21 protein-coding genes are annotated in these 23,830 nt (G+C 68.3%); 14 read left to right on the top strand and 7 right to left on the bottom strand.

What is annotated here, in order from left to right; genetic code table 11:
* Positions 1-71 precede the first annotated feature (71 nt).
* From boxA to V6M37_RS07920, 4 genes are all read right to left on the bottom strand, one after another.
* Complete coding sequence (gene boxA / locus V6M37_RS07935) at positions 72-1,322, bottom strand: benzoyl-CoA 2,3-epoxidase subunit BoxA (protein ID WP_332672108.1); 1,251 nt, start codon at positions 1,320-1,322, stop codon at positions 72-74.
* Positions 1,323-1,440: 118 nt separating this feature from the next.
* Entirely contained in the window at positions 1,441-2,862 is a 1,422-nt protein-coding gene (boxB, locus tag V6M37_RS07930; protein ID WP_332672106.1) for a benzoyl-CoA 2,3-epoxidase subunit BoxB, read from the bottom strand.
* Positions 2,863-3,001: 139 nt separating this feature from the next.
* The gene (gene boxC / locus V6M37_RS07925) at positions 3,002-4,669 is read right to left on the bottom strand and encodes a 2,3-epoxybenzoyl-CoA dihydrolase (RefSeq protein WP_332672104.1); all 1,668 of its coding nucleotides are present in this window, start codon (positions 4,667-4,669) and stop codon (positions 3,002-3,004) included.
* Positions 4,670-4,695: 26 nt separating this feature from the next.
* Positions 4,696-5,598 carry a helix-turn-helix transcriptional regulator gene (locus V6M37_RS07920; protein ID WP_332672102.1) on the bottom strand — a complete coding sequence of 301 codons (903 nt, stop codon included), beginning with the start codon at positions 5,596-5,598 and terminating at the stop codon, positions 4,696-4,698.
* A 317-nt stretch (positions 5,599-5,915) separates the two neighbouring features.
* Between V6M37_RS07920 and V6M37_RS07915 the strand changes: the two genes are divergently transcribed.
* The 13 genes from V6M37_RS07915 (at position 5,916) to paaH (ending at position 18,739) form a co-directional block, all read left to right on the top strand.
* Positions 5,916-7,493, top strand: a complete 1,578-nt coding sequence (locus tag V6M37_RS07915) for a 3,4-dehydroadipyl-CoA semialdehyde dehydrogenase (RefSeq protein WP_332672100.1) — start codon at positions 5,916-5,918, stop codon at positions 7,491-7,493.
* Between the two features lie 48 nt (positions 7,494-7,541).
* On the top strand, positions 7,542-8,015 hold the full coding sequence (locus tag V6M37_RS07910; protein ID WP_332672098.1) for a 4-hydroxylaminobenzoate lyase: 474 nt from the start codon (positions 7,542-7,544) through the stop codon (positions 8,013-8,015).
* Between the two features lie 208 nt (positions 8,016-8,223).
* Positions 8,224-9,825: a benzoate-CoA ligase family protein gene (locus V6M37_RS07905; protein ID WP_332672097.1), complete on the top strand. Its 1,602-nt coding sequence runs from the start codon at positions 8,224-8,226 to the stop codon at positions 9,823-9,825.
* Between the two features lie 199 nt (positions 9,826-10,024).
* Positions 10,025-11,197 carry an ABC transporter substrate-binding protein gene (locus V6M37_RS07900; RefSeq protein WP_442880998.1) on the top strand — a complete coding sequence of 391 codons (1,173 nt, stop codon included), beginning with the start codon at positions 10,025-10,027 and terminating at the stop codon, positions 11,195-11,197.
* A 72-nt stretch (positions 11,198-11,269) separates the two neighbouring features.
* The gene (locus V6M37_RS07895) at positions 11,270-12,136 is read left to right on the top strand and encodes a branched-chain amino acid ABC transporter permease (RefSeq protein WP_332672094.1); all 867 of its coding nucleotides are present in this window, start codon (positions 11,270-11,272) and stop codon (positions 12,134-12,136) included.
* Positions 12,137-12,140: 4 nt separating this feature from the next.
* Positions 12,141-13,103 (top strand): branched-chain amino acid ABC transporter permease, encoded by a 963-nt coding sequence (locus V6M37_RS07890; RefSeq protein ID WP_332672093.1) that lies wholly within the window; start codon positions 12,141-12,143, stop codon positions 13,101-13,103.
* Positions 13,100-13,888 (top strand): ABC transporter ATP-binding protein, encoded by a 789-nt coding sequence (locus V6M37_RS07885; protein ID WP_332672091.1) that lies wholly within the window; start codon positions 13,100-13,102, stop codon positions 13,886-13,888. Before V6M37_RS07890 ends, V6M37_RS07885 begins: the two co-directional genes overlap by 4 nt.
* On the top strand, positions 13,881-14,723 hold the full coding sequence (locus V6M37_RS07880) for an ABC transporter ATP-binding protein (protein ID WP_332672089.1): 843 nt from the start codon (positions 13,881-13,883) through the stop codon (positions 14,721-14,723). Before V6M37_RS07885 ends, V6M37_RS07880 begins: the two co-directional genes overlap by 8 nt.
* A 1-nt stretch (position 14,724) precedes the next feature.
* Positions 14,725-15,510 carry an alpha/beta fold hydrolase gene (locus V6M37_RS07875; RefSeq protein ID WP_332672087.1) on the top strand — a complete coding sequence of 262 codons (786 nt, stop codon included), beginning with the start codon at positions 14,725-14,727 and terminating at the stop codon, positions 15,508-15,510.
* A 37-nt stretch (positions 15,511-15,547) separates the two neighbouring features.
* Positions 15,548-15,970 carry an acyl-CoA thioesterase gene (locus V6M37_RS07870; RefSeq protein WP_332672086.1) on the top strand — a complete coding sequence of 141 codons (423 nt, stop codon included), beginning with the start codon at positions 15,548-15,550 and terminating at the stop codon, positions 15,968-15,970.
* A gap of 87 nt (positions 15,971-16,057) precedes the next feature.
* Positions 16,058-16,861, top strand: coding sequence for an enoyl-CoA hydratase/isomerase family protein (locus V6M37_RS07865; protein WP_332672085.1), 804 nt, complete (start codon positions 16,058-16,060; stop codon positions 16,859-16,861).
* A 147-nt stretch (positions 16,862-17,008) separates the two neighbouring features.
* Positions 17,009-17,182 (top strand): rubredoxin, encoded by a 174-nt coding sequence (locus V6M37_RS07860; protein WP_332672083.1) that lies wholly within the window; start codon positions 17,009-17,011, stop codon positions 17,180-17,182.
* 9 nt (positions 17,183-17,191) lie between these two features.
* Positions 17,192-18,739: a 3-hydroxyacyl-CoA dehydrogenase PaaH gene (gene paaH / locus V6M37_RS07855; RefSeq protein ID WP_332672081.1), complete on the top strand. Its 1,548-nt coding sequence runs from the start codon at positions 17,192-17,194 to the stop codon at positions 18,737-18,739.
* Between the two features lie 24 nt (positions 18,740-18,763).
* Here paaH and V6M37_RS07850 read toward each other — a convergent pair whose 3' ends face one another.
* The 3 genes from V6M37_RS07850 to V6M37_RS07840 all read right to left on the bottom strand — a co-directional run bounded on the left by V6M37_RS07850 (position 18,764) and on the right by V6M37_RS07840 (position 22,686).
* A complete protein-coding gene (locus V6M37_RS07850; protein WP_332672079.1) occupies positions 18,764-19,840 on the bottom strand; it encodes a hypothetical protein in 1,077 nt (358 codons plus the stop codon).
* Positions 19,841-19,990: 150 nt separating this feature from the next.
* Entirely contained in the window at positions 19,991-21,226 is a 1,236-nt protein-coding gene (gene sstT / locus V6M37_RS07845; protein WP_332672077.1) for a serine/threonine transporter SstT, read from the bottom strand.
* A gap of 80 nt (positions 21,227-21,306) precedes the next feature.
* Complete coding sequence (locus tag V6M37_RS07840; protein WP_332672076.1) at positions 21,307-22,686, bottom strand: L-serine ammonia-lyase; 1,380 nt, start codon at positions 22,684-22,686, stop codon at positions 21,307-21,309.
* A gap of 140 nt (positions 22,687-22,826) precedes the next feature.
* On the opposite strand from V6M37_RS07840, the gene V6M37_RS07835 reads away from it, so the two are divergent.
* Positions 22,827-23,789 carry a LysR substrate-binding domain-containing protein gene (locus V6M37_RS07835; protein WP_332672074.1) on the top strand — a complete coding sequence of 321 codons (963 nt, stop codon included), beginning with the start codon at positions 22,827-22,829 and terminating at the stop codon, positions 23,787-23,789.
* Positions 23,790-23,830: the final 41 nt, after the last annotated feature.

Raw genomic sequence — 23,830 nt, 5'->3', positions numbered from 1 at the left:
ATTCGGCGGAAGGCGCTTTGCTTTTGGCGCTCCGCCGAAACTTCGTTTTCCGCCCTATGATCCGTGCGGATTCAATACGTCTCGACGTGGAAGCGCGCGTTCGCGAGGAGTTCGGGGCGCAGCTGGTCCCAGTCGGCGCCGTTCGCGCGGCAGATGTCGCGGAAGGCTTCGAGCACGCCGGTCTCCATGCCTTTCAGGCCGCAGATGTAGATGTAGCAGTTCTCGTCCTGCAGCATCTGCAGCACCTTGTCGGCCCGCTCGCGGATCACGTCCTGCACGTAGCGTTTCGGTTCGCCCGGCACGCGCGAGAACGCGAAGTTGATGTCGATGAAGTCCTTCGGCAGCTTCTGCAACGGGCCGAAGTACGGCAGCTCGTCGGGCGAGCGCGCGCCGAAGAACAGCACCAGTTCGCCGCCTTCGTTGCGTTCGAGGCGCCGCCGGCGGCGCTCGGTCATCGCGCGCATCGGCGCCGAGCCGGTGCCGGTGCAGATCATCATGATCGAGGAGCCGGGGTGGTTCGGCATCAGGTAGGTCGAGCCGTACGGGCCGGTGACCTGCACCTTGTCGCCCTTCTGCAGGTCGCAGACGTAGTTCGACGCGACGCCGCGCGTGGGGCGGCCTTCGTGGTCTTCGGTGACGCGCTTCACCGTCAGCGAGAGGTTATTGTAGTGCGGGCGCTCGCCGTCGCGCGGGCTCGCGACCGAGTACATCCGCAGCAGCTGCGGCTTGCCCTTCTCGTCCGTGCCCGGCGGGATGATGCCGATCGACTGGCCTTCGAGCACCGGGAACGGCGTCGCACCGAAATCGAGCACGATGTGATGGATGTCGCTCGACGCGTCGTCGGCGGTGAGGCGGTAGTTGCCGGTGACGGTCGCGGTGATCGGACGCGTCGGCGGATAGAGGTTCAGGTACGGGTGCGACGCGGACCACGGCGCGAGCGCCGGGCCGCCCTGGCCGGCGGTCGCGATGCTGGTGATTTCCTGCACTTCGGCCGGGAGTTCGTCGTCGGCGCGTTCGACCGCGAACGGCGCCTCGACGTTATCGAGCTCGGTCGTGTCCGGCAGCACGTCCCACTGGAACTGTTCTTCGAGGCTGTACGGCGTCGCCCGCTCGACGTTGCGCCATGAATCGATCGCACCCGTCGGGCACGGCGGCACGCACGCGAGGCAGCCGTTGCAGACGTCGAACTTCACGACGTAGTTGAGGTTGTCGTGCGTGATCGCGTCGACCGGGCAGATTTCCTCGCAGGTGTTGCAGCGGATGCAGATTTCCGGGTCGATGAGGTGCTGCTTGGCGATCGCGTGCTCTACGGGCGCGTTCATGGCTGTCTCTCTCCACTGGGGCGGGGACGCGCGAGTCGTCCCCCTCGGTCTCTCTTTGCGGCGTTTCGTAGGGCGGAAAAGCGAAGCGCCTTCCGCCCTACGGGTGCTCCGTGTTTCGTTAGTTGAACCGGACGTACTCGAAGTTCACCGGCTGGTTGTTGATACCGCGGCCCGGCGCCGCGATCCAGTTCGCGAACTTGCCCGGCTCGATGCAGCGGCCCATCAGCGAATGCACGTACAGGCGGTCTTCCTCGGTCGGCAGCCAGTTCTTCTGCTGGTGCGTCCATTCGGCTTCCGAAATCAGGCGGCCGTCCGGGGCGACATGCACGTCGGCGAACATGCCGATCTTGCGATGGAAGCCCTTGTGCGGCAGCGTGAAGCGGAAGTCGATGCCGAACTTCGCCGGGATGCGGTTCCAGCGGTCGATGCCCGCCTGCACGTCGGTGATCCAGTCGTCGCGCAGCCGCTCGTTGAGCGCCGACAGCGCCGGCACGGGGCGGGACAGGATCTTGTCGCCGGCGACGTCCATGACCTCGTACTCGGAGTTCTGCAGCTTGTGATCGTCGTCGATCTTGCCTTCCTCGAAGCGGCCCTTCAGACCGTTCGTGTAGTAGGTCGCGGCGTTCGACGACACTTCGGCGCCGTACAGGTCGCTGGTGACGCTGAAGTGGAAGTTCAGGTACTTCTGCAGCGTCGGCAGGTCGATGACGCCGGCGGCGCGCAGCTTCGCGGGGTCGTCGGTCTTCAGTTCCTTGATGACTTCGCAGGTGCGCTGGATCACGCGGGCAATGCCGGATTCGCCGACGAAGAGGTGATGCGCTTCCTCGGTCAGCATGAATTTGCAGGTGCGGGCGAGCGGGTCGAACGCGGACTCGGCGAGCGACGCGAGCTGGTACTTGCCGTCACGGTCGGTGATGAACGTGAACATGAAGAACGACAGCCAGTCCGGGGTCTTCTCGTTGAACGCGGTGAGGATGCGCGGGTTGTCCGCGTCGCCGGAGCGGCGCTCGAGCAGCGCCTCGCCTTCCTCGCGGCCGTCGCGGCCGAAGTGCGCGTGCAGCAGATAGACCATGGCCCACAGGTGGCGGCCTTCCTCGACGTTCACCTGGAACAGGTTGCGGAGGTCGTACATCGACGGCGCGGTCAGGCCGAGGTGGCGCTGCTGCTCGACCGACGCCGGCTCGGTGTCACCCTGCGTGACGATGATGCGGCGCAACGTCGAGCGGTATTCGCCCGGGACTTCCTGCCACACGTCCTGGCCCTTGTGCTCGCCGAAGTGGATCTTCTTGTCGCCGTCCTGCGGCGCGAGGAAGATGCCCCAGCGGTAGTCAGGCATCTTCACGTAGCCGAAATCCGCCCAGCCCTTCGGATCGACGCTGATCGCGGTGCGCAGATAGACGTCGTAGTTCGTCGAGTTGTCCGGACCCATGTCCTGCCACCACTGCAGGTAGGACGGCTGCCAGTGTTCGAGGGCGCGCTGCAGCGTCTTGTTCTCGGACAGGTTGACGTTGTTCGGGATCCGCTCGTTGTAATCGATCATGGTGTACTCCTCCTGTTCTCGTCTGGGGCGGGGCCTCCGGCGACCCCATCTTTCTGCTTTACTGCGAGCCTCCCGGCCGCCGCGAGGCGCCGGCTGCAACGGCAGCGGGACGGTTCGCCCGCGGCCGGGAGGGAATTCGTCAAACCCGGTTCCAGTCGAACTGCGCCTTCTTGCCGGAGCCGAAGAGCTTCAGCGCGCCGTTCGGGCCGACCGCATTCGGGCGGTTGAAGATCCAGTTCTGCCACGCCGACAGGCGGCCGAAGATGCGCGTGTTCATCGTCTCGACCGGGCCGAAGCGCAGGTTGGCTTCGAGGCCGGTCAGCGCGTCCGGCGACAGCGCGGCGCGCTCCTCGATCGCGATGCGGATCTCGTCGGCCCAGTCGAGGTCGTCGGGGATCGCGGTGACGAGGCCGAGTTCCATCGCTTCGGCGGGGCTGAGCAGGCTGCCTTCCTTCGCGCGCACCGCGGCGACCGGCGCTTCTTCCTGGTAGAAGCGCGCGTCGATGCGCGACAGGCCGTTCACCATCGGCAGCGGGCCGAAGTTCATCGCCGACAGCCCGATCACGTTCTTCGCGTCCGCGGCGTCGAGCATGTAGCTGCGGTCGGCGGCGAGCGCGATCTCGAGCAGCGTGCCGGCGAAGCACGAACCCGGCTCGATCAGCGCGTACAGGCTGCGCGACGACACGTCGATGCGCGCGAGCGTGCGGCGCAGCATCCCGAGCGTCTCGCGGACGAACCAGTGGTCGGTGTTCGCGGCGATCGTCGCGTCGATGTCGAGCACGACTTGCGCGTCGCCTTCGGTGCGCAGCTGCCACAGGCCGATGTCGAGGTGGTTCGTGCGCAGGTTCAGGATCGCGTCGTCGAGTTCGCGCGCCATCTGCAGCGGCCACCACTTGACGCCCTGGGCTTCGATCTCGGCGGCGGTCTTCGCGGTGACGGCGGCCGGTGCGCGCACGGTCAGCGTCACGCTGCGGGCGGCGGCGTCGATCGCCGCGTCGACGTATTCGTAGTGGTAGCCGTTCGCGTCGTCGGTGCGCTCGAGCCGCGTCAGCTGCACGCCTTTGGCGCCCGCCGGACGGTCGGATTGCGCGGCGAGCGCTTCGGCGCGCGCCTGGATGTGATCGGCGAACTGCTGCTGCTTGACGACGTCGTCGACGAGGCGCCATTCCTTCGCGCGGTTGCCGCGCACGCCTTCGGAGATCGTGCAGAAGATGTCGGCGTGGTCGCGGCGCACGCGGCGCTTGTCGGTGACGCGGGTCAGCCCGCCGGTGCCGGGCAGCACGCCGAGCAGCGGCACTTCGGGCAGCGACACCGACGAGTTGCGGTCATCGACGAGGACGATCTCGTCGCACGCGAGCGCCAGCTCGTAGCCGCCGCCGGCGGTCGTGCCGTTGCACGCGGCGAGGAACTTGAGGCCGGAGTACTGGCTGGAGTCCTCGATGCCGTTGCGCGTTTCGTTCGTGAACTTGCAGAAGTTCACCTTCCACGCATGTGACGACAGGCCGAGCATGTAGATGTTCGCGCCGGAGCAGAAGATCTTCGGCTTGCCGGACGTGACGACGACCGAGCGCACTTCGGGGTGCTCGAAGCGGATGCGCTGCAGCGCGTCGTGCAGCTCGATATCGACGCCGAGGTCGTACGAGTTGAGCTTCAGCTTGTAGCCCGGGCGGATGCCGGCGTCCTCGTCGATGTTGAGCGTCAGCGTCGCGACCGCGTCGTCGGTCGCGAGCGACCAGTGGCGGTACTTCGACGGCTCGGTGCGGTAGTCGACCGCCTCGACGACGGCTTCCTGCTTGGCTGCTTCCATCTCTGTCTCCTCTCTCTCGTTGGGGCTCAGCTCATCACGAGCCGGCGTAACTTCATGAAACTTTCATCGGCGCTTTCACCGCTCGTGTCGAGCACGGTGTCGGCTTTCGCATACAGCGCCTCGCGCGCTTCGAGGATGCGCTTGAGGTCGTCCATCGCCTCGTCGTTGCCCGCCATCGGCCGCAGGTCGCCCTGCGCCATCACGCGTGCCATGTGTTCTTCCGGCGTCGCCTTGACCCACACGGTCAGGCAGTTCGACAGCAGCATCTCGAAGCTCTCCGGCTGCGACACGACGCCGCCGCCGACCGAGATCACCGCGCGGCTGTGCTCGCGGATCACGCGGTCGAGCGTGCGCTTTTCGATGCGGCGGTAACCCGCCTGGCCGTACAGCGCGAAGATCTCGCGCCCCGGGATGCCGGTTTCCTTTTCGATCTCGCGGTCGAGCTCGATGAAGGGCATGCCTTCCTCGCGCGCCAGCCGGGTGCCGAGCGTCGATTTGCCGGCGCCGCGCAGCCCGATCAGCGCGATGCGTTTGCGGCGCACCGACTCCTCGTGGCCGAAGTCGCGCATCAGCCGGAACACGACTTCTTCGAGGCGGTGCTGCGGCAGCCGCTCGAGGAAGCGCCGGATCAGGCGGCGCTCGACGGTGTCCTCGGTTTCGGGCGCGAGCAGTTCGACGAGCGAGACGTCGAGCGCGCGGGCGATGTTGTCGAGCAGCACGATCGACACGTTGCCTTCGCCGCCTTCGACGTGCGCGAGGTGCCGTTCGGACACGCCGGCTTCGCGGGCGACGAGCTTGCGCGTCATGCCGCGCCGGTCGCGGATCTCCCGCACGCGCTTGCCGAGCGTCGGCAGCAGCGTCGAGGAGGCCGGCGCGGCATCGCTGCGGGCCTCCACGGGGGGCGATTCGGTGTCGGAATTGAAGCTCATCTCTGGGTCCTGTCGTGCGCTGTGTTGCGTCGTTGAGTTGAACAATAGTGCAGGAGATGGCGAGAGTCAAGAGGTAAAGTGCAGTTTGATGCGGCTGAGGCAGCGATGATTTGCAGTGTAATTACAGTCGAGCTTTCTTCGCGGCTCCAGAGATAGCAAAATAGCGCCGTAAATCGTGGCGCATCGGCCAAATGAATGAAGTAAAGTGCTTGACGGTGTACCAAACGCGTGTATTCTATCTCCACATCACTGCGCCGGCGGCGCTTTGAAGAAGACGCCGACGCGACACCCGACAAAGGGACAAGAGAGGAGACAAGGTGAAACTGGCCAATTACGTATACGGGGAGTGGGTCGAAGGCGTCGGGGAAGGCACCGCGTTGCGCGACCCGGTCACCGGCGAGCAACTCGTCACTGTTTCGTCGGATGGCATCGACGTCCGGCGTGCGCTCGATTTCGCACGCCGCACCGGCGGCCCCGCGCTGCGTGCGCAAGGCTACGAAGCGCGCGCGGCGATGCTCGACGCGATCGCGAAGCTGCTGGCCGCGAACCGTGCGGAGTACTTCGACATTGCGCTGCGGAACTCGGGCGCGACCGAAGCCGACTGCGGGTTCGACGTCGACGGCGCGATCTTCACGCTAAAGACCTACGCGCGCGCCGGCAAGACGCTCGGCGCCGCGCGACACCTCAAGGAAGGCGGCCGCGCGCCGCTCGCGAAGACCGACGCGTTCCAGGGGCAGCACTTCCTGATGCCGCTGACGGGCGTCGCGGTGTTCATCAACGCGTTCAACTTCCCGGCGTGGGGCCTGTGGGAGAAAGCCGCGCCCGCGCTGCTCGCCGGCGTGCCGGTGCTCGTGAAGCCGGCGACGCCGACCGCGTGGCTCACGCAGCGCATGGTCGAAGACGTCGTCCGCGCCGGCATCCTGCCCGCGGGCGCGCTGTCGATCGTCTGCGGCTCCGCGCGCGACCTGCTCGACCACGTCGAGGAATGCGACGTCGTGTCCTTCACCGGCTCGGCCGACACCGCGGCGCGGATGCGCACGCACCCGAACGTCGTCGCGCGCTCGGTGCGCGTCAATATCGAGGCCGACAGCGTGAACTCGGCGATCCTCGGTCCCGACGCCCGGCCCGGGGCGCCGGAGTTCGATCTCGCGGTGAAGGAGATCGTGCGCGAGATGACAATCAAGGCCGGGCAGAAATGCACCGCGATCCGCCGCGTCCTCGCGCCCGCCGGCGTCGCGCGCTCGCTCGCCGACGCGGTCGCGTCGAAGCTCGCCGGCTGCAAGGTCGGCAATCCGCGTAACGAAGCGGTCCGCGTCGGGCCGCTCGTCAGCAAGGCGCAGCAGGCGGCGGCGTTCGAAGGCATCGCGAAGCTGCGCGAGGAATGCGACACCGTGTTCGGCGGCGATCCGGCGTTCGAGCCGGTCGATGCGCACGGCGAGGATTCGGCCTTCGTGCAGCCGACGCTGCTGTACTGCGACAAGGGCCTCGACGCGCGCTTCGTCCATGACGTCGAAGTGTTCGGGCCGGTCGCGACGATCCTGCCGTACGCCGATACCGCGGACGCCATTGCACTCGCGCGGCGCGGCCGCGGCTCGCTCGTCGCGTCGGTGTATTCCGGCGACGCGGGCTTCCTCGGCGAACTCGTGCCGGGCATCGCCGACCTGCACGGGCGCGTGATGGTCGTCGATGCCGCGGTCGGATCGCAGCACACCGGCCACGGCAACGTGATGCCGAACTGCCTGCACGGCGGTCCCGGGCGCGCCGGCGGTGGCGAGGAGCTCGGCGGCCTGCGCGCGCTCGCGATGTACCACCGCCGCGTCGTCGTGCAGGGCGGCCCGGCGCTGCTCGACGCGCTGTCGCGCGATGCGGCTGACGCGGCGTTGCTCGATGCCTGACAACAATAAAGCTTCCCGCACCTCCAACCCCGACCGGAGACCGAGACGATGACGCGAGAAAAATTCCAGGCGCAGATCGCGAACGTGACGCGCGAGATCAAGGGCCGCCCGCTCGACAAGACGCTCGAAGCCTTCCTCAACGAGCGCTTTCCGGCGACCGGGCCCGAGTTTCAGGCGATCGCCGCTGCCTGCCGCGAGGCGGTCGCGGCCGGCTGGATGTGCGACCGCGAGCACGGCGGCATCAAGTTCGGTCGCGTCGTGAAGCCCTGCCCCGAGATCGACGATTTCAGCGTCGACGTCGTCGAGATGTCCGACATCGCCGGCCCGCACCACGTCCACCCGAACGGCGAGATCGACATGATCATGCCGCTCGAAGGCGACGCGAAGTTCGACGGGCGCGGCGCCGGCTGGTTCGTCTACGGCCCCGGCAGCGCGCATCGCCCGACCGTCAGTGGCGGACGCGCATACGTGTTGTACCTGCTGCCGCAAGGCGCAATCGAATTCACGCGCGCGCCCACGTGATCGGGTGCGCGGATCCGCGGCGCCACGAAGGCCGGCCGCGTCGGACATCGCCTTCGGTGCGGTCCGACCTACGATAAGAAGAGGCGACGGTGCGCGGGTCGGAGGGAGCGCCGCGAAGTCCGACACCGCGAGCGAAAAACAGACCGGCCACGAAGGCCGGCGACGAGAGAGATACCGGTGCGAACCGGACCAACGGAGGAAAGACAGAATGCTCACGCAAAGCGCGCGCGACCCCGGCACGGGTTCGCCGAAGATCACGCTGCCCCGCGACTACAACGCGGCCGAGGACCTGATCGGCCGCAACCTCGCCGCCGGCCGCGGCGGCAAGACCGCGTACATCGACGACGCCGGCAGCTACACCTACGACGACCTCGCGGCGCGCGTGAACCGCTTCGCGAACGCGCTCGGCACCCTCGGCATCATGCGCGAGCAGCGCGTGCTGATGTGCGTGCACGACACGATCGACTTCCCGACGGTGTTCCTCGGCGCGATCAAGGCGGGGGTCGTGCCGGTCGCGGTCAACACGCTGCTGACCCAGTCCGACTACGAATACATGCTGACCGACAGCCGCGCGCGCATCGCGGTCGTGTCGGCACCGCTGTACGACACGTTCGCGCCGCTCCTCGAGCGCGTGCCGACGCTCGAACGCATCGTCGTAGCCGGAGGTGACGGAGCACAGGCGCCGGCCGACGCGCTCGCCGCGCTGATCGACGCCGCGTCCGATCGCTTCGACGCCGTCGCGACGACCTGCGACGACCCCTGTTTCTGGCTCTACTCGTCGGGCTCGACCGGCGCGCCGAAGGGCACGGTGCACGTGCATTCGAGCCTGATCCAGACTTACGAGCTGTACGCGAAGCCGATCCTCGGCATCCGCGAGGACGACATCGGATTCTCGGCCGCGAAGCTGTTCTTCGCGTACGGCCTCGGCAACGGGCTGACGTTCCCGCTCGCGGCCGGCGCGACCGCGGTGCTGATGGCCGAGCGGCCGACACCGGACGCGGTGTTCCGGCGTCTGCGCGAACATCGCCCGACGATCTTCTTCGGCGTGCCGACGCTCTACGCGTCGATGCTCGCGGGCGCGGACTGTCCGGAAAAGACCGAACTCGCGATCCGCGTCTGCGCGTCGGCCGGCGAAGCGCTGCCGGAGGACATCGGCCGGCGCTGGACCGAGCGCTTCGGCGTCGAGATCCTCGACGGCATCGGCTCGACCGAGATGCTGCACATCTTCCTGTCGAACCGCCCCGGCGAAGTGCGCTACGGCACGACCGGGAAGCCGGTGCCCGGCTACGACGTGCGGCTGATCGACGACCAGGGTCAGGTTGTCGACCGCGACGGCGAGCCGGGCGAGCTGCAGATTTCCGGCCCGACGAGCGCGGCGATGTACTGGAACAACCGCACGAAGACGCGCGACACCTTCCAGGGGCCGTGGACGCGCAGCGGCGACAAGTACTCGCGCAACGCCGACGGCTACTACGTCTACGCCGGCCGCAACGACGACATGCTGAAGGTCAGCGGCATCTACGTGTCGCCGATCGAGGTCGAATCGTGCCTGATCGAGCACGAGGCGGTGCTCGAGGCCGCCGTCGTCGGCCAGGAGGACGACGACCAGCTGATCAAGCCGAAGGCGTTCATCGTGCTGAAGCCCGGCGTGCGCGGCACCCCGGCGCTCGCCGACTCGATCAAGGCGCACTGCAAGGCGCAGCTCGCGCCCTACAAATACCCGCGCTGGATGGAGTTTGTGGACGAACTGCCGAAGACCGCGACCGGCAAGATCCAGCGCTTCAAGCTGCGGGCGCTGGGCGGCCGGTAAGGCGGACCGTAGGGCGGATGAGCCGAAGGCGTTATCCGCCGGACGTGGCCGGTTCGGAGACCGGGGCGCCCGGCAGGGGGCGCTGCGCTTTTGGCTAAGCCGAAACGTCGTTTTCCGCGCGACGAAAAGCCACGAAAAGCTCAACAAAAAATCGACAACGGGGCATTGACCCCGACCCCCCAGCTGGAGAGGAGACACCATGAAGCAAACGAGAATGTGGCAGCGCACTGCGCTCGCCGTCGCGGCCGCCGCGCTGCTGCCCGGCGCCGCGTACGCGGCCGAGAAGGTCAAGGTCGGGCTGATGCTGCCCTACACCGGCACCTACGCATCGCTCGGCAATGCGATCACGAACGGCTTCAAGCAGTACGTCGCCGAGCAGGGCGGCACGCTCGGCGGGCGCGAAGTCGAGTACTTCGTCGTCGATGACGAGTCGGATCCGTCGAAGGCGACCGAGAACGCGTCGAAGCTCGTCAAGCGCGACGACGTCGATGTCCTCGTCGGCACCGTGCACTCCGGGGTCGCGCTCGCGATGGCGAAAGTCGCGCGCGACACCAAGACGCTCTTGATCATCCCGAACGCCGGCGCCGACGAGCTGACCGGCCCGCTGTGCGCGCCGAACGTGTTCCGCAGTTCGTTCTCGGCGTGGCAGCCCGCGTACGCGATGGGCAAGATCGTCGCCGAGAGCGGCCACAAGAACGTCGTCACCGTGTCGTGGAAGTACTCGTTCGGCGAACAATCCGTCGCCGGTTTCAAGGAAGCGTTCGAGAAGGCCGGCGGCAAGGTCGCGAAGGAGCTCTACCTGCCGTTCCTGAACGTCGAGTTCCAGCCGTATCTCACCGAGATCGCGAGCCTGAAGCCCGACGCGGTGTTCGTGTTCTTCGCCGGCGGCGGCGCGGCGAAGTTCGTCAAGGACTACGACGCGGCGGGTCTGAAGAAGTCGATTCCGCTGTACGGCTCGGGCTTCCTCACCGACGGGACGCTCGACGCGATGGGCGGCGCCGGCGAAGGGCTGATGACGACGCTGCACTACGCCGACGGCCTGACGAACGCGAAGGACGCCGGCTTCCGCGGCAAGTACGAGGCGACGTACAAGATCGAGCCCGACGTCTACGCCGTGCAGGGTTACGACGCGGCGCAGATGCTGCGCGCCGGCCTCGACGCGGTGAAGGGCGCCAAGCTCGACAAGGCCGTGATGATCAAGGCGATCGAAGCCGCGAAGATCGACAGCCCGCGCGGCGCCTTCACGCTGTCGAAGGCGCACAACCCGGTGCAGGACATCTACCTGCGCAAGGTCGAAGGCCGCGACAACAAGCTCGTCGGCGTCGCCGAGAAGGCGCTCGCGGACCCGGCGCGCGGCTGCCGGATGCTGTAAGCGCGCGTCTCCCTCCCGCGTTTCCGTTCAACCGTTTCCGGGCGCCCTCGCGGCGCCTGGCGGGGAAGACTCATGGATTTCGTCTCGTTCCTGATCCAGATCCTGAACTCGCTGCAGTACGGCCTCCTGCTGTTCCTCGTCGCGAGCGGCCTCACGCTCGTGTTCGGGATCATGGGGATCATCAACCTCGCGCACGGCAGCTTCTACATGGTCGGCGCCTACCTCGCGCTCGCGCTGACGAGCCTGACCGGCAACCTGATGCTCGCGATCGCGCTCGGCATTCCGCTGGCGTTCGTGTTCGGCGCGCTGCTCGAATGGCTGCTGTTCTCGCATCTCTACAAGCGCGACCACCTCGAGCAGGTGCTCTTGACCTACGGCCTGATCCTGATCTTCGAGGAGCTCCGGAGCCTCGCGGTCGGCGACGACGTGCATGGCGTCGCGATCCCGGCGATCTTCTCGGCATCGATCCCGCTGTCCGAGAACCTCAGCTACCCGGTGTATCGCATCGTGATCTCGGTGGTCTGTCTCGCGCTCGCCGCGGGGCTGTACTTCCTGATCCAGAAGACGCGCCTCGGCATGATGATCCGCGCCGGCAGCCACGACCGCGACATGGTCAAGGCGCTCGGCATCGACATCAACCTGCTGTACCGCACCGTGTTCGCGCTCGGTGTCGCGCTCGCCGCACTCGCCGGCATGCTCGCGGCGCCGATCTCGTCGGTGTATCCGGGCATGGGCTCGTCGGTGCTGATCATCTCGTTCGTCATCGTCGTCATCGGCGGCGTCGGGTCGGTGTGGGGCGCGCTCGTCGCGGCGCTCTTGATCGGCTTCGCCGACACGTTCGGCAAGGTGCTCGTGCCCGACCTCGCCGGCCTGATGGTCTATCTCGTGATGGCCGGGGTGCTGCTGTGGCGGCCCGAAGGCATCTTCAAGAAGGGGTAAGGCGATGAACCCGCGTATCTCAATGTTTCTCAAGCTCGCGGTGCTCGCCGGCGTCGTCGCGTTCCCGGCGTTCGGCTCGGACTTCTACGCCGAGCTCGTCGCGAAGGTGCTGATCCTCGCGATCTTCGCGATGAGCCTCGATCTGCTGGTCGGCTTCACCGGGCTCGTGTCGTTCGGCCACGCGGCCTACTTCGGCGTCGCCGCGTACGCAGTCGCGCTGCTGACGCCGCAGTACGACCCGGCGAACCTGTGGCTTGCGCTGCCGCTGTCGATCGGCGCCGCGGCGGCGGCGGCCTTCCTGATCGGGCTCTTCGTGCTGAGGACCAAGGGCATCTACTTCATCATGGTGACGCTCGCGTTCGCGCAGATGGCCTACTACGTGTTCCACGACACGCCGCTCGGCGGCGGCTCGGACGGGATCTATCTCAACTTCAAGCCCGACACGTCGATCGCGGGCTGGGCGCCGTTCGACCTCAACGAGCCGTTGCACCTGTACTACTTCGTCGTCGCCGCGCTGCTGGTCGTCTTTGGCCTGCTGAAGCTCGTGCTGCGCTCGCCGTTCGGCCGCGTGCTCGTCGGCATCCGCAGCAACGAGCACCGCATGCTGTCGCTCGGCTACGCGACCTTCCGCTACAAGCTCGCCGCGTTCACGCTCGCCGGCGCGCTCGCCGGCGTCGCCGGCTTCCTGTACGCGGTGCTGTTCGGCTTCGTGACGCCCGAATACCTGTCGTGGCACAAATCCGGCGACGTGCTGCTGATGGTGATCCTCGGCGGCATGGGCAACCTCGTCGGCGCGATCGCCGGTGCGGTCGCGATCGTCGGTCTGCAGGAAGTGTTCACCGGCTGGACGAAGCACTGGCAGCTGATCATGGGCCTCACGATCGTCGCCGCGGTGCTGTTCATGCCGGGCGGCCTGACCGCGGTGCCTGGTCGCATCCTGAACTGGAAGAACGGAGGCGCGAAATGAACGCTTCGCTCGATTCCCGCGTGCTCGCGCGCGAGACGCTGCTCTCGGCCGAGCGCATGACGCGGCGCTTCGGCGGCCTCGCGGCGAACCAGGACGTCAACATCAGCCTCGAGCGCGGCGTGCTGCACGCGCTGCTCGGGCCGAACGGCGCCGGCAAGTCGACCTGCATCAACATGCTCTCCGGCGACCTGCCGCCGTCGGAAGGCACGATCCGCTTTAAGGGCGACGACATCACCGGCCTGACCTCGCACCAGCGCTCGAAGATCGGCATCGGCCGCAGCTACCAGCGCACGAACATCTTCCCGAAGTTCACCGTGCTCGAGAACTGCCGGCTCGCGGCGCAATCGCGCAATCCGCGGCCGTGGCGCCTGTTCGCCGACGCGCTGCGCCTCTCGGACACCGTCGAGCGCGCGAAGGCGGCGATCGCCGAGGCCGGCCTCGCCGGGCGCGAGGGACGCATCGCCGGCACGATGTCGCACGGCGAACAACGGCAGCTCGAGATCGCGATGGTGCTCGCGACCGACGCCGAAGTGCTGCTGCTCGACGAGCCGCTCGCCGGCATGGGCTCGGAGGAGTCCGCGCAGATGGTCACGCTCTTGAACCGCCTGAAGGCGACGCGCGCGATCCTGCTCGTCGAGCACGACATGGACGCGGTGTTCGCGGTCGCCGACCGCATCACCGTGATGGTCAACGGGCAAGTGCTCGAATCGGGGACGCCGGAGAGAATCCGCAACAGCCCCGACGTGCAGCAAGCCTATCTGGGACACGAGGCGGAACATGTCTGACACCACGATCGGAAGCTTGCGCGAAGGCCTGTTCTCGGCGCTGCCGGCGGCCGCGCCAGAGCGCGAAGCCGAACCGGTGCGTCTCGCGTCCGCGACCCCGGCCGTCGCCGAGCCCGCCGACGCGCGCGAAACCCTGCTCGAAGCGATCGGCCTGCACACCTACTACGGATCGAGCCACATCCTGCATGGGGTCAATTTCAAGATCCACAAGGGCGAAGCGCTCGGGCTGATGGGCCGCAACGGCATGGGCAAGACGACGCTGATTCGCACGATGATGGGCTTCCTGACGCCGAAGGGCGGCGGCGTGCTGGTGCGCGGCGAGCGCATGACCGGCGGCCCGACGCACAAGATCGCGCAGCGCGGCATCGCGTACGTGCCGGAAGGCCGCGGCATCTTCCCGAACCTGTCGGTGAAGGAGAACCTCATCATGGCCGCGCGCGCCGGCGTCGACGGCCAGCGCGACTGGACGTTCGATCGCGTGATGGCGACTTTCCCGCGCCTTGCCGAGCGGCTGACGAATGGCGGTGGGCAATTGTCGGGCGGCGAACAGCAGATGCTGACGATCGGCCGCGCGCTGATGACGAACCCGGACCTGCTGATTCTCGACGAGGCGACCGAAGGCCTGGCACCCTTGATCGTCCGCGAGATCTGGCGCGTGATCCGCGAGATCCGCGACAGCGGCATCGCGACCGTGATCGTCGACAAGAACCACGCCGCGATCACCGCGCTCACCGACCGCTCGATGATCCTCGTCAAGGGCCAGGTCGTCTTCGACGGCCCGAGCGAGGACGTGCGCAATGATCCGGAACTGATCAAGAAACATCTGGGAGTTTGACGTGAAGCTGGTACAGGTCGGGACCCGGTCGGGTCAGCAGCGCCTCGAATACGTCCGTCTGCGGTCGGCACACCCGCGCGACGGCGCGCCTTCCATCGTGTTCCTGCACGAAGGGCTCGGATCGCTCGCGATGTGGAAGGACTTCCCGCAGAAGGTCGCCGACGCGACCGGCTGCGAGGCGGTCGTCTTTTCGCGCGCCGGCTACGGCCGCTCCGACGCAGCGACGCTGCCCCGGGACACGCGCTACATGCACGACGAAGGGCTCGACGTGCTGCCGGCCTTCATCGCCGCGCTCGGGCTCGAGCGGCCGATCCTGCTCGGCCATTCCGACGGCGCGTCGATCGCGCTGATCTGCGCCGGCGGCACCGATACCCCGCTCTCCGGCGTCGTCGTCATGGCGCCGCACGTGATCGTCGAGGCCCTCTCGGTCGAGAGCATCGCCGAGGCGAAAGTCGCGTGGCGGACGACCGACCTGCCGGCGCGGCTCGGCAAGTACCACGCGGACGTCGAGGCGGCGTTCCGCGGCTGGAACGACATCTGGCTGCACCCGGATTTCCGCGCGTGGAATATCGAGGAATACCTTCCCCGCATCGCGGTGCCGGTGCTCGCGATCCAGGGGGAGGACGACGAATATGGCACGATGGCGCAGATCGACCGCATCGCCGCGCAGGCGCGCGACGTGGAACTGGTCAAGCTCGCCGACTGCCGTCATTCGCCGCACAAGGATCAGCCCGAAGCGGTGATCGCGGCGGCCGGCGATTTTGTCGCCCGCATCCTCGACTACTGACGGGAGCGGGCAGCCCCAACGTCAACGGAGCCCCGAGATGAACTTCGAACGCAAGAAACTGATCCGCTTCCACCACTGCGATCCCGCCGGCATCGTGTTCTACCCGCAGTACCTCGTGCTGTGCAACGAGCTCGTCGAGGACTGGTTCGACGAAGGGCTCGGCATCAACTTCTACAAGCTGCACGCCGACATGCACCGCGGCGTGCCGATGCGGCACATGGAAGTGGACTTCCTCGCGCCGAGCGTGCACGGCGACGAGCTGACCTTCAGCCTCGGCATCGACCACCTCGGCGGCACGTCGATCCGGCTCGCGATCTCCGCGGAAAAGGACGGCATCGTCCGCTTCACGGCGCTGCAAACCGTCGTCTGGGCCGACCTCGAAGGCGCACCGAAAGCCGCGCGCATCGACGACGAATGGCGCGAACGCTTCAGCCGCTTCATGTCGCCGGGGAAGGAATGACGGCGCCGAGCACGACGTCGGTCGCACCGAGAGTAGCGACGGCCGACATCGGCAACGTGCATCGAAAGGAATGACTGGGAGAGACAGATGGACTACAGCCGCTACACGAGCCTGACGGTCGAGCATCACGGTGGCGGCATCGCCGAACTGGTTCTCGGCGAGCCGGGCAAGCTGCCGGCCGCGGACGCCGCCGGCCACGGCGAGCTCGCGGACATCTGGCGCGACCTCGACCGTGACCCGGCGGTTTCCGTCGTCGTCGTGCGCGGCCAGGACAAGGGCTTTTCGGCCGGCGGCACGCTCGACCTCGTCGCCGCGATGGTCGACGACTTCGAGCACCGCGCGCGCGTCTGGAAGGAGGCGCGCGACATCGTCTACAACATGATCAACTGCTCGAAGCTGATCGTCTCCGCGATCAACGGCCCGGCGGTCGGCGGCGGCCTCGCGGTCGCGCTGATGGCGGACATTTCGATCGCGGCGAAGAACGCGCGGCTGATCGACGGCCACACGCGCCTCGGCGTCGCGGCCGGCGACCACGCGGCGATGATTTGGCCGCTGCTGTGCGGCATGGCGAAAGCGAAGCTGCACCTCCTGCTGTCGGACGAGATCAGCGGCGAGGAAGCCGAGCGCATCGGCCTCGTGTCGATGGCGGTCGACGCCGGGCAGCTGCGCGACACCGCGTTCGACATCGCGAAAAAGCTCGCCGCCGGTCCGCAGACCGCGCTGCGGTGGACGAAGCACAGCCTCAACAACTGGCTGCGCCAGGCCGGGCCGATCTTCGACAACTCGGTTGCGCTCGAAATGCTCGGCTTCACCGGCCCCGAAGTGCGCGAAGGCCTCGCCGCGGTGCGCGAGCGCCGGCCCCCGAATTTCCAGGGCGGCTCGCGGATATGAGGATCCGGCAATCGAGACGGGGCGCCGCCCTACACCCGACTCACCCGACCCCAACCCGACGCACCCGACGCACCCGATAACAACGGCGCCGCAGAGCGCCCGACCCCAACCCCGAAATAAACCGACAAACACAGAGAGAACACGATCATGACCACCTACCAGTGCAGCGCCTGCTACTTCCCGTACAACGAGGCCGACGGCCTGCCCGACGACGGCATCGCGCCCGGCACGAAATGGGAAGACGTGCCGGCCGACTGGGTGTGCCCGGACTGCGGCAACGGCAAGGAGCATTTCAACCCCGCCCCCGACTCGGACGATTGAGGTGACGCGATGACTGCGCTCTCCTCCGATGTGAAGGTCCTCGTCGTCGGCGCCGGCGCGATGGGCAGCGGCATCGCCCACGTCGCCGCGGCGGCCGGCCACACCGTCTATCTGTATGACACGCGCGCCGACGCGGTGCACAGCGGCCGCGACGGCATCGCCCGCGACCTGCGCTTCCTCGTCGACAAGGGCAAGCTCGCCGCGGCCGACGCGGACGCGGCGCTCGCGCGCGTGATCCCGGCGACCGAGCTCGTCGCCGCGCGCGACGCCCGTCTCGTCGTCGAGGCGATAGTCGAGAAGCTCGACGTCAAGCAGGCGCTGTTCCGCGAGCTCGAAGCGCTGCTGCCGGCCGACGCGATCCTCGCGACGAACACGTCGTCGCTGTCGATCACGCAGATCGGCGCGGCGCTCGCGCGGCCCGAGCGGCTCGCCGGGCTGCACTTCTTCAACCCCGCGCCGCGCATGAAGCTCGTCGAGATCGTCTCGGGCCTCGCGACCGAGTTCGCGGTCGCCGACACGCTGTACGCGACCGCGAAGGCCTGGGGCAAGGTGCCGGTGCATGCGACCTCGACGCCGGGCTTCATCGTCAATCGCGTCGCGCGTCCGTTCTACGCCGAAGCGCTGCGCGTGCTCGGCGAGCGCGCTGCGAGCCCGGCGACGCTCGACGCGGCGCTGCGCGACGGCTGCGGCTTCCCGATGGGGCCGTTCGAGCTGATGGACCTGATCGGCCACGACGTCAATTTCGCCGTCACGAACTCGGTGTTCGACGCGTATTTCGGCGACAAGCGCTTCACGCCGAGCCTGATCCAGCAGGAGCTCGTCGCCGCCGGCCGCCTCGGCCGCAAGAGCGGGCGCGGCTTCTACGACTACCGTGACGGCGCCGAGCGGCCGCAGCCGCAGGTCGAAGAGCCGTGCGAAGGCGAAGCCGTGATCACCGTCGTCGGTGACCTCGGCCCCCTTGCGCCGCTCGTCGCGCGCCTCGAAGCCGCCGGCGTCGAAGTGCGCCGCCGTCCGCGCGAAGGCGAGTCGACCGCTGCCGGCCGCGGCTGGATCGAAGTCGGCGTCGCGCGGCTCGCGCTGTCCGATGGCCGCACCGCGTCGCGCCGGGCGGCCGACGAGGGCGAGCCGAACTACGTGCTGGTGGACCTCTGCCGCGACTACATGACGACGCCGCGGCTGACGCTCGCGCGCGGCGACATCTGCTCGCCGGCCGGATGGGACGCGGTCGTCGGCACGCTGCAGCGCACCGCCGTCACGGTCGGCCGCATCGATGACGTCGCCGGCATGGTCGCGCTGCGCACCGTCGTGATGCTCGCGAACGAAGCCGCCGACGGCGTGCTCGCCGGCATCGGCTCGGCCGCGGACATCGACACCGCGATGCGCTACGGCACGAACTATCCGCTAGGGCCGCTGGCGTGGGCGGACGCGCTCGGCGTCGCGTTCGTCGCGCGCGTGCTCGACCACTTGCGCGAGCACTACTTCGACACGCGCTATCGCCTGTCGCCGCTCTTGCAACGCATCGCGCTGCGCCCCGAGGGACGCTTCCACTCGGCGTGAGCGGAGCCCCGGCGCGCGCCGCCGTCACGGCGCGCGCTTCGCCGCCCCGGCCAGCAGCTGGCCGACCGCCTCCATCGGCAGCGCCGCTTCGCCGCCGTCGGGAAGTGTCGGCGGCACGAGTTGCGCGACCAGCTCGCGAAAATCCGCGAGATTGCCGCGGCTGATGCTCATCGCATCGGCGAGGCCGCGGAAGAAATCCGAGCGCTGCGCGTAGCGCTGACGGTCGCGCAAAAAGATCCGCACCAGCCAGATCACCAGCACGACGGCGCCGACGCGGGTGACGGAACCCGATACCAGTGCGTTGAGATCCTCCGACCGCGTCGTGCTCTCGGTCGCGGCGTTGGACTGCGCGTCGGCGTTCGCGCGCGCGATGTCGAGTTCCGCTTGCGCCCGTTCGCGCGCCGAATCGGCCCCGATCTGCGCGATCTCTCGCGCGGTGTCGTTCCGGAGGGTCTCGATCAGGTAACCGTCGGCGGCTTCCGCCTGGCGGTCGCGCTCGGCCATGAGTTCGGCGTGCAGCGCGGCGTTGCGCTCGTACAGGCTCACCAGCCGTTCGTACTGTTCGAGCCGGGCTTGCATCTCGGATTGCGACAGTTGCCGGCGCTGCGCCGCGGCCCTCGGCGGCGGCGGGGCGGCGGTGCTCGGGACCGGCGTGAAGGGTTGCACTGCGGGAGCGGGCGGCGCCGGGACTGGCTCGGGGGGGCGAACCGGCGCGGGGCGGGGCGCCGGTGGGACATCGGGCTCCGGCGGTGGCGGCAGTCCGGCGATGTCGCGCAGCATCTTTTCGAGTGCCGGACGCAGCTGCTCCGGCAGCGTGCGGATGAACTCGCTTGCCGGATCCGCCAGCGCGGCGAGCTCGCGCTTCAGGCGCGCCCCCGCGTTCGCGAGCGCCACGTCCGCGTCGCGCTCGGCGCGCGTGCTGAACGCCCACTTGCCGAGCTGCTCACCACCGACGAACACGATGAGCCCGGCGACGAGCGTCAGCACGATCATGAACAGGTGAACGCGCGCCGCCTTCTCGCACTGCAGCGACCGCTCGCGGCACCGTTGCACGAATTCCTGCCACTCCGGCACCGCCGCGCCGTCGGCGTCTCGATCCATGGGCTCGCTCCGGAGAACGCTCGGGCACGCCGGCGCAGACGCGCCGCCGCGGGCCGCATGCTCCTGTGATAGCTCAAAAACGGCGCCCGCGCCCGCCGGACGCGGCCGGATGGGTGGTCGTCGGCGACCTGCGGCCGCCGACGGACGTGCTCAGCGCTCGAGGTTCAGCGGCTCGCCGGTCGCGGCCGCCGACCCGGCCGCGGTGAACACGACGTCGGTCGAGGAGTTCAGCGCGGTCTCAACCGAGTCCTGCAAGACGCTGATCACGAAGCCGATCGCGACGACCTGCATCGCGACGTCGGTGTCGATGCCGAACAGCGCGGTGGCCATCGGAATCAGCAGCAGCGAGCCGCCCGCGACGCCCGACACGCCGGCCGCGGCGAACGACGACACGATGCACAGCAGCAGCGCGGTCGCGAAGTCCACCGGGATGCCGAGCGTGTGCGTGGCGGCGAGCGTCATCACGCTGATCGTGATCGCGGCGCCCGCCATGTTGATCGTCGCGCCGAGCGGGATCGAGATCGAGTAGGTGTCCTCGTGCAGGCCCATGCGCTTGCACAGTTCGAGGTTGATCGGGATGTTCGCGGCCGAGCTGCGCGTGAAGAATGCGGTCACGGCGCTCTCGCGCAGGCAGGTGAACACCAGCGGATAGGGGTTGCGGCGCAGCTTCCAGAACACGAACAGCGGATTGACGACCAGCGCGACGAACAGCATGCAGCCGACGATCACCAGCAGCAGGCGGCCGTAGCCGAGCAGCGCGTCGAGCCCCGAGTCGCCGAGCGTCGCGGCGACGAGGCCGAAGATGCCGAGCGGCGCGAAGCGGATCACGCCATGGACGATCGACGACACCGCGTCCGCCAAGTCATTCACCGTGCTCCGCGTGCCAGGGCTCGCGTGGCGCAGCGCGACGCCGAGCGCGATCGCCCACGCGAGAATGCCGATGAAGTTGGCCTCCATCAGCGCCTTGACCGGGTTCGCGACCACGCTCAGCAGCAGGTTCTCGAGCACGCCGAGGATGCCGGCCGGCGGCGTGCCGCTCGCTGCGGGTGCGTTGAGCACCAGCGTCGTCGGGAACGCGAAGCTGGCGAGCACCCCGACCAGCGCGGCGGCGAGCGTGCCGAACAGGTAGAGCATCAGCACCGGGCGGACGTGCGTCGGCTGCCCGCGCTTGTGGTTCGCGATCGACGCGGCGACCAGCACGAACACCAGCACCGGGGCGACCGCCTTCAGCGCGGCGATGAAAAGGTTGCCGAGCAGCGCGACGGACTTCGTCGCGTCGGGCGCGATCACGGCCAGGGCAATGCCCAGCACCAGGCCGATCGCGATCTGTGAAATCAGGCTCAGGCGCGTCAGGCGCTGGAAAGCCGTGGGAGCTGCTGTGTTCATCGAGTGTCTCCTCGTGAGTAATTGTTATGTGTTGCAGGGATGCCCTTGTGGGGCCGGACCGGGCGTGAGCGGGTTTGCGCTCAGCACTCGGGGAAGCTGACGGCGAGGCCGCCGCGGGAGGTTTCCTTGTACTTGTCGAGCATGTCGCGGCCGGTGTCGCGCATCGTGCGAATCGCGTGGTCGAGCGAGATCGCGTGTGCGCCGTCGCCGCGCAATGCGAGCTGGGCGGCGTTGATCGCCTTGACCGACGCCATCGCGTTGCGCTCGATGCACGGCACCTGCACGAGGCCGCCGACCGGGTCGCACGTCAGGCCGAGGTTGTGCTCGAGACCGATCTCGGCAGCGTTCTCGACCTGCTCCGGCGTGCCGCCGAGCACTTCCGCGAGCCCCGCCGCGGCCATCGCGCAGGCGGAACCGACCTCGCCCTGGCAGCCGACTTCGGCCCCTGAGATCGACGCGTTCTTCTTGCACAGCACGCCAACTGCCGCCGCCGCGAGCAGGAAGCGGTCGACGTCGCGCGCGCCGCTTCCGGGCATGAACGCCATGTAGTAGTGCAGCACGGCCGGGATGATCCCCGCGGCGCCATTGGTCGGCGCGGTGACGACGCGCCCGCCGCCGGCGTTCTCCTCGTTCACCGCGAGCGCGTACAGATTCACCCAGTCGAGCGCCGCCATCGTGTCGCTGATCAGGTTGCGCCCGGCCGCGCGCTCGCTCAGCTTGCGATGCAGCGCGGCGGCGCGGCGCCGGACTTTCAGCCCGCCGGGCAACACACCTTCCTGCGTGATGCCGCGTTCGACGCACCCCCGCATCACATCCCAGATGCGCGCGAGTGCCGCGCGCGTGTCCGCCTCGCTGCGCCACGCGGCTTCGTTCGCGAGCATCAGCTCGCTGATGCCAAGGCCGTGACGCCGGCACTGCGCGAGCATCTCGGCACCGGTCTCGAACGGATAGCGCAGCGCGACTTCGGTTTCGGCTGTGGCCCCCGACTGCGCCTGCGCCTCGTCGACGACGAAGCCGCCGCCGACCGAGTAATAGGTGTTCTCGTACACGCCGCCGGCGTCGCCGTGCGCGACGAGCCGCATCGCGTTCGGGTGGTAAGGCAGGCTCACCGGCAGCAGGCGCAGATCGCGGTCCCAGTCGAAGGGGACCGACGCGGTGCCCGCGAGCATCAGGCAGCCGTCAGCACGCACGCGGTCGACCGCGCCGACGACGAAGTCCGGATCGACGCTGTCGGGCCGCGCCCCCATCAGGCCGGCGATGACCGCACGGTCGGTCGCGTGACCGACGCCGGTCGCCGACAGCGAACCGTAGAGCTTCACTTCGACGCGCCGCACGTCGGCGAGCCGCCCCTTCCGCTCCAGCACCGCGGCGAAGTCGTGCGCCGCGCGCATCGGCCCGACGGTATGCGAGCTCGACGGCCCGATACCGATCTTGAACAGGTCGAGGACGCTGATGGACATGGACGACTCCGGAGAAATAAGTGCGTTGATTTAATCGAGCTAACGGCCAAAATTCTTATGGCCGCATCAGCGCATTTTCGAGTCGTAGACAAAGCGGCTCAATCGATAGTTTTTTACGGAAGCTTTAGCAGCGCTGAACCATGACTTCGGCCGCGCCCTCGCAGGTCCACACCCGGTTGCGCGTGTTCCTCGCCGCCGCGCACCACCTTTCCTTCACGCGTGCCGGCGAGGAGCTGCACATCACGACCGGCGCGGTGAGCCAGCAGATCAAGCTCCTGGAGGACTGGCTCGGCCAACGGCTGTTCCGCCGGCTGCCGCGCCGCATCGAGCTCACCGACGCGGGCAACCGCCTCCTCGCCGCGGTCGATCCCGCCTACGCCGCGGTCGACCTCGCAATCGGTCGCCTGCGCGGCGGCGCGTTGAGCGGCGTCGTGCGCCTGCGCGCGCTGCCGTCCTTCCTCGCGACCTGGCTCGTGCCGCGGCTGCCCGGGCTGATGCGACAGTTCCCGCAGATCGACCTGCAGGTCGAAGCCGAGGACAGCGCGCATTCGCTGCGCGACGGCGAGTTCGACCTCGCGATCGATCTCAACGATGGCGCCTACCCCGGTTTCCAGAGCACGGTGCTGCTCGAGGAGGAGATCTTCCCGGTGTGCTCGCCGCTGCTGCTCCATGGCCGCCCGCCGCTCGACACGCCCGAGGCGCTGCGCCACTACCCGCTGCTGCACGACATGACGGCATGGCGCGGCAGCCAGCCTTATGCCGAATGGGAACGCTACCTGAAGGCGATCGGCGCGCCGATGGTCGAGGTGCGCCGCGGCTACATGTTCAACCGCAACCACATCACGATGCAGTGCGCGATCGCCGGCATGGGCATCGCGATCGCACGCCGCACGCTGATCACGGACGAGTTGGACAGCGGACGCCTGATCGCGCCCTTCCGCCAGACGGTGCCGACGGGGAAGCGCTACTGCCTGGTGTATTCGGCGGGCGCGCTGGCGGACCCGCGCGTCGCGAGCGTGCATGACTGGATCGCGGGCGAAGCGCGGGGGGCGGACGGGGAGTCCCGACTCGCACCGCCTGCAAGACCCGAGGCGAACGCGTGACGGAGGCTCGTTCCCAATGGGCAGGCGCATATCGCACGGCT

Source organism: Aromatoleum sp. (assembly GCF_036675785.1).
GTDB lineage: Bacteria > Pseudomonadota > Gammaproteobacteria > Burkholderiales > Rhodocyclaceae > Aromatoleum.
This window is presented reverse-complemented; position numbering and strand designations above follow the sequence as displayed.

Bases quoted from the DNA above. Each gene is read 5' to 3' on its own strand.
- V6M37_RS07870 (WP_332672086.1), top strand. From the start codon at position 15,548: ATGAACTTCGAACGCAAGAAACTGATCCGCTTCCACCACTGCGATCCC.
- boxA (WP_332672108.1), bottom strand. From the start codon at position 1,322: ATGAACGCGCCCGTAGAGCACGCGATCGCCAAGCAGCACCTCATCGAC.
- V6M37_RS07895 (WP_332672094.1), top strand. From the start codon at position 11,270: ATGGATTTCGTCTCGTTCCTGATCCAGATCCTGAACTCGCTGCAGTAC.
- paaH (WP_332672081.1), top strand. From the start codon at position 17,192: ATGACTGCGCTCTCCTCCGATGTGAAGGTCCTCGTCGTCGGCGCCGGC.
- boxB (WP_332672106.1), bottom strand. From the start codon at position 2,862: ATGATCGATTACAACGAGCGGATCCCGAACAACGTCAACCTGTCCGAG.
- V6M37_RS07890 (WP_332672093.1), top strand. From the start codon at position 12,141: ATGAACCCGCGTATCTCAATGTTTCTCAAGCTCGCGGTGCTCGCCGGC.
- V6M37_RS07880 (WP_332672089.1), top strand. From the start codon at position 13,881: ATGTCTGACACCACGATCGGAAGCTTGCGCGAAGGCCTGTTCTCGGCG.
- V6M37_RS07910 (WP_332672098.1), top strand. From the start codon at position 7,542: ATGACGCGAGAAAAATTCCAGGCGCAGATCGCGAACGTGACGCGCGAG.
- V6M37_RS07900 (WP_442880998.1), top strand. From the start codon at position 10,025: ATGAAGCAAACGAGAATGTGGCAGCGCACTGCGCTCGCCGTCGCGGCC.
- V6M37_RS07840 (WP_332672076.1), bottom strand. From the start codon at position 22,686: ATGTCCATCAGCGTCCTCGACCTGTTCAAGATCGGTATCGGGCCGTCG.
- V6M37_RS07860 (WP_332672083.1), top strand. From the start codon at position 17,009: ATGACCACCTACCAGTGCAGCGCCTGCTACTTCCCGTACAACGAGGCC.
- V6M37_RS07835 (WP_332672074.1), top strand. From the start codon at position 22,827: ATGACTTCGGCCGCGCCCTCGCAGGTCCACACCCGGTTGCGCGTGTTC.
- V6M37_RS07865 (WP_332672085.1), top strand. From the start codon at position 16,058: ATGGACTACAGCCGCTACACGAGCCTGACGGTCGAGCATCACGGTGGC.
- V6M37_RS07850 (WP_332672079.1), bottom strand. From the start codon at position 19,840: ATGGATCGAGACGCCGACGGCGCGGCGGTGCCGGAGTGGCAGGAATTC.
- boxC (WP_332672104.1), bottom strand. From the start codon at position 4,669: ATGGAAGCAGCCAAGCAGGAAGCCGTCGTCGAGGCGGTCGACTACCGC.
- sstT (WP_332672077.1), bottom strand. From the start codon at position 21,226: ATGAACACAGCAGCTCCCACGGCTTTCCAGCGCCTGACGCGCCTGAGC.
- V6M37_RS07885 (WP_332672091.1), top strand. From the start codon at position 13,100: ATGAACGCTTCGCTCGATTCCCGCGTGCTCGCGCGCGAGACGCTGCTC.
- V6M37_RS07905 (WP_332672097.1), top strand. From the start codon at position 8,224: ATGCTCACGCAAAGCGCGCGCGACCCCGGCACGGGTTCGCCGAAGATC.
- V6M37_RS07920 (WP_332672102.1), bottom strand. From the start codon at position 5,598: ATGAGCTTCAATTCCGACACCGAATCGCCCCCCGTGGAGGCCCGCAGC.